Source organism: Sphingopyxis macrogoltabida (genome assembly GCF_001307295.1).
GTDB lineage: Bacteria > Pseudomonadota > Alphaproteobacteria > Sphingomonadales > Sphingomonadaceae > Sphingopyxis > Sphingopyxis macrogoltabida_B.
The window spans coordinates 3557874-3572873 of record NZ_CP012700.1; the positions used below are offsets into that span (position 1 = coordinate 3557874).

14 protein-coding genes are annotated in these 15000 nt (G+C 65.9%); 11 read left to right on the forward strand and 3 right to left on the reverse strand.

The window, feature by feature from the left end; genetic code table 11:
• The first annotated feature begins 35 nt into the window (after positions 1-35).
• Entirely contained in the window at positions 36-1595 is a 1560-nt protein-coding gene (locus AN936_RS25585; RefSeq protein WP_054589079.1) for a S1C family serine protease, read from the forward strand.
• 161 nt (positions 1596-1756) lie between these two features.
• Here the strand turns inward: AN936_RS25585 and AN936_RS16575 are convergent, their stop codons facing one another.
• Positions 1757-2545: an alpha/beta hydrolase gene (locus AN936_RS16575; RefSeq protein WP_149037695.1), complete on the reverse strand. Its 789-nt coding sequence runs from the start codon at positions 2543-2545 to the stop codon at positions 1757-1759.
• Complete coding sequence (locus tag AN936_RS16580) at positions 2542-3219, reverse strand: dienelactone hydrolase family protein (RefSeq protein ID WP_054590357.1); 678 nt, start codon at positions 3217-3219, stop codon at positions 2542-2544. The genes AN936_RS16575 and AN936_RS16580 overlap by 4 nt, the downstream gene beginning before the upstream one ends.
• A gap of 259 nt (positions 3220-3478) precedes the next feature.
• Here AN936_RS16580 and AN936_RS16585 point away from each other — a divergent pair, with 259 nt between their 5' ends.
• The 10 genes from AN936_RS16585 to AN936_RS16630 all read left to right on the forward strand — a co-directional run bounded on the left by AN936_RS16585 (position 3479) and on the right by AN936_RS16630 (position 13134).
• Positions 3479-4045, forward strand: coding sequence for a F0F1 ATP synthase subunit delta (locus tag AN936_RS16585; protein WP_054589081.1), 567 nt, complete (start codon positions 3479-3481; stop codon positions 4043-4045).
• Positions 4046-4048: 3 nt separating this feature from the next.
• A complete protein-coding gene (atpA, locus tag AN936_RS16590; RefSeq protein ID WP_054589082.1) occupies positions 4049-5578 on the forward strand; it encodes a F0F1 ATP synthase subunit alpha in 1530 nt (509 codons plus the stop codon).
• A 56-nt stretch (positions 5579-5634) separates the two neighbouring features.
• Entirely contained in the window at positions 5635-6510 is an 876-nt protein-coding gene (locus AN936_RS16595) for a F0F1 ATP synthase subunit gamma (RefSeq protein ID WP_054589083.1), read from the forward strand.
• Positions 6511-6567: 57 nt separating this feature from the next.
• Positions 6568-8109, forward strand: a complete 1542-nt coding sequence (gene atpD / locus AN936_RS16600) for a F0F1 ATP synthase subunit beta (protein ID WP_084758446.1) — start codon at positions 6568-6570, stop codon at positions 8107-8109.
• Positions 8110-8157: 48 nt separating this feature from the next.
• Entirely contained in the window at positions 8158-8415 is a 258-nt protein-coding gene (locus AN936_RS16605) for an ATP synthase F1 subunit epsilon (RefSeq protein ID WP_054589084.1), read from the forward strand.
• Between the two features lie 291 nt (positions 8416-8706).
• Positions 8707-9501, forward strand: coding sequence for an ABC transporter ATP-binding protein (locus AN936_RS16610; protein ID WP_054589085.1), 795 nt, complete (start codon positions 8707-8709; stop codon positions 9499-9501).
• A gap of 374 nt (positions 9502-9875) precedes the next feature.
• Positions 9876-10865 carry a DUF4189 domain-containing protein gene (locus AN936_RS16615; RefSeq protein ID WP_054589086.1) on the forward strand — a complete coding sequence of 330 codons (990 nt, stop codon included), beginning with the start codon at positions 9876-9878 and terminating at the stop codon, positions 10863-10865.
• Between the two features lie 23 nt (positions 10866-10888).
• A complete protein-coding gene (locus AN936_RS16620; RefSeq protein ID WP_149037696.1) occupies positions 10889-11350 on the forward strand; it encodes a hypothetical protein in 462 nt (153 codons plus the stop codon).
• Positions 11351-11487: 137 nt separating this feature from the next.
• Entirely contained in the window at positions 11488-12699 is a 1212-nt protein-coding gene (locus AN936_RS16625) for a cell wall hydrolase (protein WP_234715608.1), read from the forward strand.
• 48 nt (positions 12700-12747) lie between these two features.
• A complete protein-coding gene (locus AN936_RS16630; RefSeq protein ID WP_054589088.1) occupies positions 12748-13134 on the forward strand; it encodes a VOC family protein in 387 nt (128 codons plus the stop codon).
• A 108-nt stretch (positions 13135-13242) separates the two neighbouring features.
• Here the strand turns inward: AN936_RS16630 and AN936_RS16635 are convergent, their stop codons facing one another.
• Positions 13243-14964, reverse strand: coding sequence for an ATP-binding protein (locus AN936_RS16635; RefSeq protein WP_149037697.1), 1722 nt, complete (start codon positions 14962-14964; stop codon positions 13243-13245).
• Positions 14965-15000: the final 36 nt, after the last annotated feature.

A 15000-nucleotide genomic window follows, 5' to 3' on the forward strand; every position in this document is an offset into this window, starting at 1 on the left:
TTGCCTTCGCATCCGCGGCGGCTAGTCTGCGCGCCATGACCCGCCTCCTCACGCTGCTACTCGCCCTCTTCGCCCTTGCCCTGACCCCGGCGCTTCCCGCCCGCGCCGCCGACGATATCAGCGCCGCGTCGCGCAGCGTCGTGCGCGTCGTCACCGTCGCGATGGTCGATGGCGAGGTTGTCGGCTTCGGCCACGGCAGCGGCATCGCAATCTCGCCGACGCGCATCGTCACCAACGCGCATGTCGTCGAATCGGCGGTCAAGTATCCCGGCAATGTCGCGCTGGGGGTCGTCCCCTCCGAAGGACAGAAGAGCTATACCGGCAAGCTGATCGCGATCGACACGGCGCGCGACCTCGCACTGATCGAGATCACCGAGGGGCGGCTGCCCGCCGCCGCAGTCTATACCGGCCCGCTCGAATCGGGTGCCGACGTCGTCGCGCTCGGCTATCCGGGCAATGTCGACCTCGCGACCGCGCGCAGCGCCGCCGATTATATCACCCCCCGCACCCCGACGCGCAGCGAAGGCAATCTGTCGAACACGCAGGCCGTCGACGGAGTCGCGATGCTCGTCCACACTGCCAAGATTTCGCGCGGCAATTCGGGTGGCCCGCTCGTCGACGGATGCGGCCGCATCACCGGTATCAACACCGCGATCACCCGCGCCGACGACGGCGATTCGCCCTTCGCCTTCGCTATCTCGACGCGTGAACTCGCGCGCTTCCTTGCCGACGCCGACCAGCAATATGCCGGCATCGGCACCCCCTGCCTGTCAATGGCCGAAGCCGATGCGCGCGATCGCGCCGCGCTCGACGCCGAAAGCCGCGCGAGCGCCGAAGCCAATGCCGCGAAGGAAACCGCGGCGAAGCTCGATCGCGAACTCAGGCAGGCGCGCGCCGAGGAAGAGGCGCTGGCGTCGCGCGAGAACCGTATCGCGCTCGCCGGGGTGCTGTTCGTCATCGGCGCGCTCGCCGCAGGCGCCGGCCTGCTCTTTTACAGCCAGAAGAATATGCGCAACGCGAAGATCGCCGGCGGCGCCGGCGCGGTGCTGGTGCTCGGCGCCGCGGTGCTGTTCGTGACGCGCCCCGACGCGCATGCCGAGCTGGCCGATACGCCCGCGCCGGGCGCCGCGACTGGCACCGTCACGGCTGCGCTGGCCGAGGGGCAGTATCTCTGCACCATCCAGCCCGAACGCAGCCGCGTGACGGTGTCGGCGACGACAGACGTGCCGGTTAAGATCCGCGGCGGCGGCTGCGTCAACGACCGCACCCAATATGCGCAGGGATCGGACGGGCGCTGGCAGCGCATTCTGGTGCCGAACGAGGAAGCAACGGTCACCGTCGCGTCGATCGATCAGGCAGGGAAGGAATATCGCGTCGACCGTTACCTGCTCGATGCCGAGACGATGGCGAAGGCGCGCGAGATTCGCGCCGGCACGACGCTCAAGGGCTGCACCGCCGACGCGGGCGCGCTCGCCGCGCTCGCGACGCAGCAGGAAGCGATCCGCAGCGCGCTGCCGCCGAGCCCGAACGAACGCCTCGTCTATCGCTGCCAGCCCGCGAGCGGCGCGGCGGCGAAGCCCGCGACCGGCGGCTGAGCCTTAGGGTCGGTCCTGCTCAGGCTGAATCAAGTCACCGTAGCCCTGAGCCTGTCGAAGCCTGTCCTGAGCGCCTGCAAGGCAGTCGAAGGGGGCGCTTATCGGCGAGAAGCGCCCTTCGACAAGCTCAGGGCTACGGATCAATTTGAACAGAACAGACTCTAGCGCAGCCCGTCCACCCAATTGGTGAGCAGCGCCTGCGCGGGCGCGGTATAGGCGAGCTCGTGGCCGATCCCCGCGATGCGCGCGACCGTCGCACCGCGCCGCGCCTGCACCAGCCGGTCGAGATTGTCGGGCGTCACCAGCGTGTCGGCATCGCCGTGCATCAGGAAAACGGGCGCTTTCACTCGCGCAAGCTTGGCGCCATTGTCGAACCGGTCGCGCACCAGCCAGCGCGGGACGAACGGCACCTGCCGTCGTACCACCGACGGCAGGTCCGAAAAGCCCGACACGAGCATCAGCGCCGCGACCTCGTGATGCCGCGCGATCTCGGTCGCCGGCCCCGACCCGATCGAATTGCCGACGACGACGACATCATGCGGCGCCACCCCCGCGTCGCCGAGCCACCGCATTGCCGCGGCGCCGTCGCGATAGAATCCCGCCTCGCCGGGCGACCCCGGATTGCCGCCATAGCCCCGATATTCGACGAGCATCAGCCCATGCCCCGCCGCCCCCGGGCCGCGCGTCGCCTCGATCGCGCCCCGCATATTGTCGCCATTGCCATGGAAGAAGAGGATCGTCTTCTTGCCCGGCGCCGCGGGGCGATAAAAGGCCATCAGCCGCAGCCCGTCCTCCGTCTCCGTATGGACGAGCCGGAAACCGGGCAGCGCCGCGCGCGGATAATCCTGCGGCGCGGGAAAAATCATCCGTCGCTGCTGCGTATAGAGCAGCGCAGCGACAACGAGCCCAAAGACGAACAGTCCCTGCAGAAGCTGGACCAATATTCTCACCCGCCGCACGCCTTGAACAGCATCAGCGTCCGTTCACGCGCGAGCTCGCTCGACGCCTCGTGATAATCCTTGCGCCGGTCGCTGTTGAAGCCGTGGTTGGCGTCATAGACAAAGATCTGCGCGGTCGGGTGATCCTTCGCGATCAGCGCCTCGACCCCTTCCATCGGGATGCCCGCGTCATAGCGGCCGAAATGGGCGATCGTCGCGCATCCGGGTGCCTGATCGGCGAACTGCGTCGGGACCAAGCTGCCATAATAGGCCGACGCCGCGGCCAAGTCGGGACTGATCTGCGCCATCCGCCAGGCCACCGAGCCGCCATAACAATAGCCGGTAATAAAGACCGGACCGCGGCCCTTCAGCGCATCGACGCAGGTCTGCGCGTCCTTCAGGCTCTGCTCGAACGGGTGGAGATGGCGCGCGAGTTCGACCGCCCGCTCGAACTGCGGCCCCGAATAATCGCTCTCGAAGCCCGGATGCTCGCGATCGAACAGCGCGGGCGCCAAAACCTCGTAACCGTCGGCGGCATATTCGTCGCACAGCTCGCGGATATGATCGGTGACCCCGAAGATTTCCTGGATCAGGACGAGCCCGCCGCGGCGCTCCCCTTCGGGTTGGGCATGATAGACGGCGATCTCCGCACCATCGTCCATCGTCATGCGGATCATCTCGCCCATCGTTCCATCCTCTTCCATTCGTCCCGAGCTAATCGGAGTACCGCTCTTTTCCCGATGGTCTTTGAAGAAAGATCGATCCTTCGACAAGCTCGGCGCGAGCGTGATCGGCCGGGGGGCGGAATGAGTCCCAACCCCCGCCTTGCATTGCAGCAAAATCGTTGCTAGGCGCGCCGCGACTTCGCGCGGGGGGCATTCGTCGAATCCCCCACAAAAGCGCGCGACCCATCCCCCACGGGATCGTAGCAAAGGACTTTCGCGCGTGGAGAATTCCGGCGGCATTCAGGGCAACATCACGGCGGGCCTCGCGGGCCGTTATGCGGTCGCGCTGTTCGATCTGGCCCGCGAATCGAATCAGATCGATGCGGTCGCCAAGAGCCTTGCGACGCTGAAAGCCGGCCTTGCCGATTCGGCCGACCTCACGGCACTGACCCAGAGCCCGGTCGTCGGCCGCGCCGACGCCGCCAAGGCCGTCGCCGCGGTCGCCAAGACGCTGAAGCTCGATTCGCTGACCGCCAAGTTCCTCGGCGTGCTCGCCGAGAATCGCCGCCTCGCCGACCTCGGCGGCATGATCGGCGCCTATGAAGCGATCGTCGCCCAGCACCGCGGCGAAGTGACGGCGCAGGTCACCAGCGCGCATCCGCTGACGGCCGAGCAGCTCAAGGCGCTGACCGCCAACCTCAAATCCCGTGTCGGACGCGACGTCACCGTCGCGACGACCGTCGACCCCGCCATTCTCGGCGGCCTCGTCGTCCAGCTGGGCAGCCAGCTGATCGACGGCAGCATCCGTACCCGTCTCAATAGCTTCGCACAGGCGATGAAAGGCTAAACAATGGAAATCCGCGCCGCTGAAATCAGCAAGGTCATCAAGGACCAGATCGCCAATTTCGGGACCGACGCCACGGTCAGCGAAATCGGCCAGGTTCTGTCGGTCGGCGACGGCATCGCCCGCGTCCACGGCCTCGACAACGTCCAGGCCGGTGAAATGGTCGAATTCGCCAACGGCGTGAAGGGCATGGCGCTCAACCTCGAAGCCGACAACGTCGGTATCGTGATCTTCGGCTCGGACAGCGAGATCAAGGAAGGCGACACCGTCAAGCGCACCGGCACGATCGTCGACGTTCCCGTCGGCAAGGGCCTGCTCGGCCGCGTCGTCGATGGCCTCGGCAACCCGATCGACGGCAAGGGCCCGATCAAGGCCGACAAGCGCATGCGCGTCGAAGTCAAGGCGCCGGGTATCATCCCGCGCACCTCGGTGCACGAACCCGTCCAGACCGGCCTCAAGGCGCTCGACGCGCTCGTCCCCGTCGGCCGCGGCCAGCGCGAACTGATCATCGGCGACCGCCAGACCGGCAAGACCGCCGTCGCGATCGACACCTTCATCAACCAGAAGGACGTCAACGCGGGCGACGATGAGAGCAAGAAGCTCTATTGCATCTACGTCGCCGTCGGCCAGAAGCGCTCGACCGTCGCGCAGATCGTCCGCCAGCTCGAAGAAAATGGCGCGATGGAATATTCGATCGTCGTCGCCGCAACCGCTTCGGAGCCCGCTCCGCTGCAGTATCTCGCGCCCTACGCCGGCGTGACGATGGGCGAATTCTTCCGCGACAACGGCATGCACGCCGTGATCGTGTACGACGACTTGTCGAAGCAGGCCGTCGCCTATCGCCAGATGTCGCTGCTGCTCCGCCGCCCGCCGGGCCGCGAAGCTTACCCGGGCGACGTTTTCTATCTCCACAGCCGCCTGCTCGAGCGCGCCGCGAAGATGAACAGCGACAATGGCTCGGGTTCGCTCACCGCGCTGCCGATCATCGAAACGCAGGCGGGCGACGTTTCGGCGTACATCCCGACCAACGTGATTTCGATCACCGACGGCCAGATCTTCCTCGAAACCAACCTGTTCAACGCCGGTATCCGCCCCGCGATCAACGTCGGCCTGTCGGTGAGCCGCGTCGGCTCGGCCGCGCAGACCAAGGCGATGAAGAAAGTGTCGGGCTCGATCAAGCTCGAGCTCGCGCAATATCGCGAAATGGAAGCCTTCGCCCAATTCGGTTCGGACCTCGACGCCTCGACGCAGAAGCTGCTGAACCGCGGCGCGCGCCTGACGCAGCTCCTGAAGCAGCCGCAGTTCCAGCCGATGCCGTTCGAAGAGCAGACCGCGTCGATCTTCGCCGGCACCAACGGCTATCTCGACAATGTCGCGACGACCGACGTGTCGCGTTACGAACAGGCGATGCTCGCCTATCTGCGCAGCGACCACGCCGACGTGCTGAAGACGATCCGCGACACCAAGGACCTTGGCGACGACGCCAAGAAGGGTCTGGTCGCGGCGCTCGAAGCGTTCGGCAAGATTTTCGCGTAAGCCAAGTTACCGTGAGCCCGGCCTTCGCGCCGGGCTGACGAACAAGAGGGGCCGTAATGGCATCGCTTAAGGAACTCAAAGGGCGGATCGTCTCGGTCAAATCGACCCAGAAGATCACCAAGGCCAAGAAGATGGTCGCCGCCGCCAAGCTGCGCAAAGCACAAGCGGCCGCCGAAGCCGCGCGCCCCTATGCCGAGCGTCTCGAACGCGTCGTCGCGAGCCTCGCGTCGAAGGTCGGCGCGTCGGATTCGGCGCCGAAGCTGCTCTCGGGCACCGGCAAGAGCGACACGCACTTGCTCGTCGTGCTCAACAGCGACCGCGGGCTTGCCGGCGCGTTCAACTCGAACATCGTCAAGGCCGCGCGCGACAAGGCGCTCGAGCTGCAGGCGCAGGGCAAGAAGGTCGTCTTCTTCCTCGTCGGCCGCAAGGGCCGACCGGTGATCGCCCGCCTCTTCCCCGGCCAGATCATCGAGAATTACGAAACCACCGGCATCCGCGACATCGGCTTCGAACAGGCGAGCGACATCTCGGCGAAGGTGATGGAGCTTTACGAGGCCGGCGCCTTCGACGTCGCGCATCTCTTCTACTCGAAGTTCCGCTCGGCGCTGCTCCAGATCGCCACCGGCCAGCAGATGATCCCGGTTCCGCCGCCGGCAGACGTCCCGACGTCGAGCGGCGCCGCGGTCGAATATGAGCCCGACGAGGAAGCGATCCTCGCCGACCTCTTGCCGCGCAACGTCACGATTCAGATCTTCAAGGGCCTGCTGGAAAATGCCGCATCCGAACAGGGCGCGTCGATGACCGCGATGGACAATGCGACGCGCAACGCGGGCGACCTGATCAACAAGCTGACCATCGTTTACAACCGCACGCGTCAGGCGGCGATCACCACCGAACTCATCGAAATCATTGCTGGCGCGGAAGCGCTGTAGCAACACGAAGAAAACGGCGCCGAAGCGCTGTAATCGATCAACCCAAGGAAGAAGACCATGGCAACCGCTCCCGCTGAAAAGAAGGCTCCTGCCAAGAAGGCCGCCGCGCCCAAGGCTGCTGCGCCGAAGAAGGCCGCCGCTCCCAAGGCCGCCGCAACCGCCGGCACCGCCACGGGCCGTGTCGCACAGGTCATCGGCGCCGTCGTCGACGTCCAGTTCACCGGCACCCTGCCGGCCATTCTGAACGCGCTCGAAACCGACAACAACGGCAACCGCCTTGTCCTCGAAGTCGCGCAGCACCTCGGCGAGAACACCGTCCGCACCATCGCGATGGACGCGACCGACGGTCTGACCCGCGGCCAGCCGGTGACCGACACCGGCGCGCAGATTTCGGTTCCGGTCGGCCCGCAGACGCTCGGCCGCATTCTCAACGTCATCGGCGACCCGATCGACGAACGCGGTCCGGTGAACGCCGCGACGACCGCGCCGATCCACGCCAAGGCTCCCGAATTCGTCGACCAGTCGACCGAAGCCGCGATCCTCGTCACCGGCATCAAGGTCATCGACCTGATCGCGCCCTATGCCAAGGGCGGCAAGATCGGCCTGTTCGGCGGCGCCGGCGTCGGCAAGACGGTTCTCATTCAGGAACTGATCAACAACATCGCCAAGGGCCACGGCGGCGTGTCGGTGTTCGCGGGCGTCGGTGAACGCACCCGCGAAGGCAACGACCTGTATCACGAATTCCTCGACGCCGGCGTTATCGCCAAGGACGCCGACGGCAACCCGACCCCCGACGGGTCGAAGGTGGCACTGGTGTTCGGCCAGATGAACGAGCCCCCGGGCGCCCGCGCCCGCGTCGCGCTGTCGGGTCTGACGATGGCCGAATATTTCCGCGACGAAGAAGGCCAGGACGTGCTGTTCTTCGTCGACAACATCTTCCGCTTCACGCAGGCGGGTTCGGAAGTGTCGGCGCTGCTCGGCCGTATTCCTTCGGCGGTGGGTTACCAGCCGACCCTGTCGACCGACATGGGCGCGCTGCAGGAACGCATCACCTCGACCACCAAGGGCTCGATCACCTCGGTGCAGGCCATCTACGTTCCCGCGGACGATCTTACCGACCCGGCTCCCGCAACCTCCTTCGCTCACTTGGACGCGACGACGACGCTGAGCCGTGCGATTTCGGAACTCGGCATCTATCCCGCGGTCGATCCGCTCGATTCGACCTCGCGCGTGCTAACCGCCGCGACCGTCGGGCAGGAGCATTACGAGACCGCCCGCCGCGTTCAGGAAACGCTGCAGAAATACAAGTCGCTGCAGGACATCATCGCGATCCTCGGCATGGACGAGCTGTCGGAAGAAGATAAGCTGGTCGTCGCCCGCGCGCGCAAGATCCAGCGCTTCCTGAGCCAACCGTTCCACGTCGCCGAAGTCTTCACCGGCATCCCCGGCAAGTTCGTCGCGATCGAAGACACGGTGAAGTCGTTCAAGGCCGTTGTCGACGGCGAATATGACCACCTCCCCGAAGCGGCCTTCTACATGGTCGGCGGGATCGAGGAAGCGGTCGCCAAGGCTGCCAAGCTGGCCGCCGACGCCGCATAATAGACCTATCGCCCCTCCCCGCACGGGGAGGGGGCCAAGGATTTGAAAATGGCCCTGAAGTTCGAACTCGTCACCCCCGCCCGCCTCGAACGGTCGAGCGATGTCTATATGGTCACCGTGCCGGGCAGCGAAGGCGATTTCTCGGTGCTCGAAGGCCATGCGCCGTTCATGGCGACGCTGCGCAACGGCCCGCTGACGATCTATGCGACCAACGGCGCGGCGCCCGAAACGATCGAGGTCGAAGGCGGCTTTGCCGAGGTCAACGAAGCCGGCCTGACCGTGCTGGCCGAGCATATCGCCGGCTGATCGCGCCGCATTGGCGACAAAAAGGGCCCGCATTCGACGCGAATGCGGGCCCTTTTTGTTTGGATGATCGGTTGCGGCTGCGAGCTGCCTCATCCATCATCGTCACCCCGGACTTGATCCGGGGTCCATGACTTCAGCGCAGCGATGGATCCCGGATCAAGTCCGGGATGACGAATGAGGGCAACGAACGCCCGCTCACCACGCCATATCGGCCACCGGCACCTCGCTCCCACATCCGCAACCCGCAATTCCCTCTTCCCTATCGCGCCGCGCCATGCTCATGGCGGCGCCATGTCCGACACCGCTCCCCTGCTTTCGATCGCCAACGCCCGTGTGATGGCGGACGAGACCTGTATCCTCGACCTTCCCGCGCTGACCCTCTACCCCGGCGAAAGCACCGCCATTCTGGGGGCCAACGGCTCGGGGAAGTCGACGCTGGTCAAGCTGATCACGCGCCAGATCTATCCGCCTTACGGCGGGCAGGTGCGGATTTTCGGGCAGGACAACTGGAATGTCTTCGACCTCCGGAAATTGCTCGGGATTGTCTCCTCGACGATGCAGCTCGATTTCGACGCCGATCCGCCGCTCGAAGTCGTCGATTGCGTCGTCTCGGGCTTTTTCGCGGCGCGCGGGCTATGGGCGCATAACGAGGTGACCGCAGCAATGCGCGAAGCGTCGCACGCCGCGCTCGCGGACGTCGGCGCGGCGCATCTAGCCGGGCGCAGCATGGCAAGCCTGTCGACCGGCGAAGCGCGCCGCGTCCTGATCGCCCGCGCCCTCGCCCACCGGCCCCGCGCCCTGCTGCTCGACGAACCGTGCGCCGGGCTCGATCCCGCGGCGCGGCACCATTTCCTCGACATGCTGCGCGCCGTCGCGCGCGGCGGCACGACCTTGCTGCTGATCACCCATCATATCGAGGAGATATTGCCCGAAATCTCGCGGATCGTGACATTGCGCGGTGGCCGGATCGACGAAGACGGCACCAAAGACCGGCTGCTGACCAGCGCCACGCTCACCCGTCTGTTCGGGCTGCCGATCGAAGCATCGCCGCGCGGCGACTGGTTCCACGCCGATATTATTGCCTGATCCGGCCGCCGGGCAGCCCTGTCCGGGTCAATCGACGACCTCGACCGCAATATGCGGCCAGGCCGCAGCCAATCGCCCGGCCCAGCGCTCATAGGGCCAGAGGATAACCTCCTCGTCGAACCAGAACAGCCGGTCGCCGTCGAGATCGTAGAGGTGGACCGCATCGGCGCTGTCGTCCTGCCGGATGATACGGATCTTGCCGATCCGCGACGGATGAATCCGTCCTTCGTCGCCGCCGGTCGCGCCGATCCGACGAAAGCCGTGGCGGCCAAGGAGCGAGGCAAGCGAGTCCGTCTATGGTGACGATCACAGCCCGCCGGGCTTCGACATGTGAAACGAAAGAGACTACACTGATCGAAGGAATTATCCTTTCCATGCAAACCCTTGTCGACCGCCCCCGAAAGACCGCCGTCGTTCTGGCCTTTCTCGCCGCGACGCTGCTTGCCCTGCTCCTCCCGGCCGGACCCGCGATGGCGCAGGCCTATCCCTGCAACGGCCCGGGCCCCGGCGAGCGGATGGTCGGCATGACGCCGGGCGGCAATGGCGTCGCCGGGGTGCCGCTGTGCGTGCGCGACGAAGCGGCGGCGCCGGTGCCGCAGGAGCCGCCGACGCAATGGGTGAACAGCTATTATGTCGCGGCGTGGCACCCCGAAGCGTCGGATGTCTGGACCGCCGCGGGCTATCGCAGCGCCGACGCCGCGGGCGAAGCCGCGCTCGCCGCCTGCGCCGCGGCGATGGGCCCCGGCTGCACGCTGACGCCGGGCGCCGCCAACGGCTCGATCGCCATCGCGCGCGACGGCCTCGGCACCCTGTGGGCCGCCACTGGGGCGAGCGACGGCAAGGCGAGGAAGGAGGTCGAGAAACTGTGCGTGAAGGAGCAGCAGGCGATCTGCGAGGTCATCAACACGACCAACTCGCCGTCGTGGATCGAAGAGATCGGCTATCCGGTCAGCCAGGCGATCGTCTTTCCACCGAAGGGCAATTTCCATCGCATCTATGCATCGACCGCGTGGGTCGACAGCGGCAGCGCCGAGGGTGACTGGGGCTCGAAAATATGGGTCAATTCGGGCTATACGAGCGGCAAGGATGCCGAAACCGCTGCGGTAACCCAATGCGAACGCGACAGCGGTGCGAAGTGCAAGGCGGTCCGGACGATTTCCGACGCTTTTCTGACCATCGCGGTCGATACGAGCCGGTCGATCCGGGTCGGGTCGAGCCCCGATTATAAGGAGGCCCGGAAACATGCCGAGCAACGCTGCAAGGACACGGGAACCAAATGCACCGTCACCGCGACCTTCGATGCGACGCAGAAGGGCGCGTTCGTCCACGATGCCTATCAGGCCCTCGCCGAAATGAAGAAATAGCCGATTTGACGAAGGAGGCCGCCTTGAAATTCCTTTCCCGCACCCTGCTTGCATCGGCGGCACTGATGGCCGCGCAAGCACAGGCGCAAGACGCCGATCCCGACGAAGGCCTCGACTATGTGGCCGAATATGGCGCGACGATCGGCGAGCCCGACCGGATCGACAGCGATGGCGCGGCGCTCACCGATCCCGCCGCGATCCTCGCGCAGGACCGGTTCAATGTCGATGTGCGGGGCATCCTCCAGCCGGGCGATAGCCCCGACGAATATTTTGCCGATGAGGCGCAGCGGGAAGAAATCGCCGGCGCCGACATCCGCTTTCAGGACGATCGGGCCGCAGCCGAACTTGCGGTTGGCACGCCCTCGCTGTTCGTGACGGTGATGCGCCGGCCGGACGACGGGCGGCTGGTCATCTTCCTCGCGACCTCCGACGGCGAACCGGCGGACGATCCCGATTCGGTCGACGATTCGACGCCAACGGCCTGAAGCGACGCATTTGCGCCATTATCCCGCCACCGATCGCTTGCCAGAGCGGCGGAACCGCTTAACCGGCGCCGGCGCGCCTGTGCCCCTGCGGGACATGCGATCGAGAATGAAACATTTTATTGGCGTTTCAGGGCATAATGCAGGCTGACCCGCCTCCACGCGAATCGGTCGTGCGGCGGCGGGATGGGAATTTCGACACGCGGATGAAGCCCGAACTCAACCTCACGGCCCGCTCGGCGTGGCTCGATCCGGTGGCGCCGAAGCCCGCCGGACCCGACCGCTCGTTCTGGACCGCGCTGGCGGCGGCGGTGATCGTCGCGTGCCTCGGCCTCGCGCTCGCGAGCGGACGGCTGCGCGACTATACGCCGTTCGGGCCGTACAGCGTCACCGTGCCGCTGAGCTTCAAAACCTATGACCCCGCACGCTGGGCGGTGATGAACGCCGAGGACTATGAGGCGGCGCTGAAGATCGACCCGACGCTGCCCGACCCGAACAGCGTCGGCTATGCCGATGCGACGGCGCTTCCCCCCGCCGACCCGGCGGCGCTGCGCGACGAGGCCTTCGTCGGGCCGCCGGCCAAAAGCTATGTCTTTCGCGGCGTGACAGCGCTCGACCGTGAACGCGCCCATTATTGCCTGACCTCGGCGATCTATTACGAGGCCGCGTCCGAAAGCGACGACGGCATGCGCGGCGTCGCGCAGGTGATTATCAACCGCGCCCGTCACCCGAGCTTTCCCAGCACGATTTGCGGCGTCGTCTTCCAGGGGTCGCAGCGCGCGGGCGTGTGCCAGTTCACCTTCAGTTGCGACGGCGCGATGGCGCGCGCGCCGAGCAAACCCAACTGGCTGCGCGCGAGCCGCATCGCGTCGGCGGCGCTCGGCGGCTATGTCTTCCCCAAGGTTGGCCTCGCGACCCATTATCACACGACGGCGATCTGGCCGCGCTGGGGAAAGAGCCTGGTGATGACGAATATCGTCGGCGCGCATATCTTCCATCGCTGGCGCGGCCGCTGGGGCATGCCCGACGCCTTCCGCGCGCCCTATCTCGGCCGCGAGCCGGTGCCGGGCCCCTATCTGCCCGTCGCGCAGCAACTCGCGATCCTGAAAGGACAGGGGATCGCACCCGGCGCCGGACCGCTGCCGGCGATCACCGGCCCCGCCGCCGCGGCGCCGCTACCCGATGTCGCACCGGCGCCGATGCCGGGCACGATGGCGCAGCAGGGCCGCGATATCGGCACGCCGGCCGCGCCGGCGCCCGCCACGCCGCCGGTGACCTACAGCGATCCGCGGCTCAACCAGTCGGGGCAGATTAAGGAAGAGTTCCAGAAAAGCGGAGAGTGGATTCGCTGACCGAAGCCTCCTAGTCTCGTCGCATCACCACCATCAGGGAGGATGGCCATGGGACATGTCAAAGGCATCGGCGGATTGTTTTTCCGGGCGCGCGATCCCGCCGCGCTCAACGCCTGGTACCGCGATCGGCTCGGCGTCGGCGGCGGCTGCAGCGCCGACGAGAGCGTCCCGCCGAACGAATGGGTGTGGAACGTCACCGCCGGCCCACTCGTCTTTTCGCCCTTCAAGGCGGATACCGATTATTTCGCGGCCGACCGCCAGTATATGATCAACCTGCGCGTCGACGATCTCGACGCGGTGCTGGCGCCGTTCCGCGCCGCGGGCGATGAGATCATCACCAAGAAGGAGTGGGACGACCCGTCGGTCGGTCGTTTCGCACGCGTCCACGATCCGGAGGGTAATCCGATCGAATTGTGGGAGCCGCCGAAGGGCTAACCCTGAAATCCCATTTGCATCGAGCGAAGTCGGGATGCCCATCGGTCTGGCGCTTGCCATCGGGGTGTCTCGACTTCGCTCGACACGAACGGAAACTGACGGAGGCTCTTACCGCCCCTGGCTGCGCCAGCGCTTGACGACGCGTTCGAGTATCTCGGCTTCGCCGCCGGTCTCGCGCCAAAGCTTCGAGAACAGCGGGTCGCTCGACGCAGGCCGCTTTTCTTCTTCGAGCGTGTCGAGATAGACGCGGATCGGGATCGATACGCCCTCGCCGCAGACGATGCATTCGCGGTTGCGGAGCGCCGGGATCGAATCGATGAAGCCGCGCGCCCCCTCGGGCATCGCCGCCTTGACGAAATGCTGGTCGCGTTCGTTGTTGAGGCGCATCGAGATGATCGTGCCGCACTGCGACAGCACGCCCTCGGCAAGGTCCGACGGGCGCTGGGTGATCAGGCCCAGCGACACGCCATATTTACGGCCTTCCTTGGCGATCCGTTCGAGAATCTTGCGCACCGCCTGCCCCTGCCCGACGTCCTTCGCCGGGATGTAGCGGTGCGCCTCTTCGCAGACGAGCAGGATCGGCCGCTGCGGCTCGCCGCGCGACCAGATCGCATAGTCGAAGGTCAGCCGCGACAGCACCGCGACGACGACGCTGGTGATGTCGGAGGGCACGCCGGAAACGTCGATGATCGAGATCGGCCGGCCGTCGGACGGCAGGCGGAAGATCTTGCCGATGAAATTCGCCATCGTGTCGGCGACGAGCATGCCCGAGAACATGAAGTTATAGCGCGGGTCGGCGCGCATTTCCTCGATCTTGCCCTTGATCCGCATGAAGGGCGCGCTCGACGTCGCCTTGTCGAGCCGGCCCATCTCGTTGCTGAGAATGCTGAGGAGATCGGAGAGCAGATAGGGAATCGGCGAATCGACGGTGATCTTGTTCATCCCCTCGGCGAGCCGGTTCTTCTGCCGCGCCTGCAACAGGCATTTGGCGAGCACGTCACAGTCACCCTGCCGGTCGCGGCCCTCGCTGGTGACGAACACCTCGCAATGTTCCTCGAAATTCATCAGCCAATAGGGCATCGCGAGATTGTCGACGTCGAACAGCGCGCCGGTGCCCTTGAACGCCGCCGAATATTCGCCGTGCGGGTCGATCATCACAATATGACCCTGCGGCGCGAGTTCGCAAATCTTGTGGAGGATCAGCGCGGCGCTCGTCGACTTGCCGGTACCGGTCGAACCGAGGAGCGCGAAATGCTTGCCGAGCATCGCGTCGACATAGAGCGAACCGCGAATATCCTTGGTCGGATAGACGGTCCCGATCTCGACATGCGCGCGTTCGTCGGCGGCATAGATTTGCTTGAGATCGGCGCTGGTCGCCGCATAAACCTTGCCGCCCGGCACCGGGTAGCGTGTGACGCCACGACGGAAATTATGGATGCGGCCGGTGATCTTTTCCTCGTCGCCTTCGCCGAGAAAGTCGATCGAGGCGACGATGACGCCCTGTCCCTGTTCGTGGAGCTGCTGGTCGCGGATGCTCGCGACGAGCCACACATTGCCGACGCGGACCTTGACCTGCGCGCCGACCTGTCCCGCCATCGCGACCGCCATGTCGGTCGACGACGACAATTGGCCGATCACGGCGGAATCGATCAGGATACGCGACGCCGAACCCGAAATATCGATCACTTCGCCGATCAGCAGGTCGTCGCGATGATGCGCCGTCACCGGCGCAACGGGCGCAGCAGGAGCGACGGTGCCGCCGCCGGCGAGCCGGACGTGCTGTGCCGCCGTCATGTCCCCGGCGCCGATCGCGCCGCCCTGGCTGTCCATTCCGTTGCCCCGCCTCAAATTGGTCCCGGACAACAT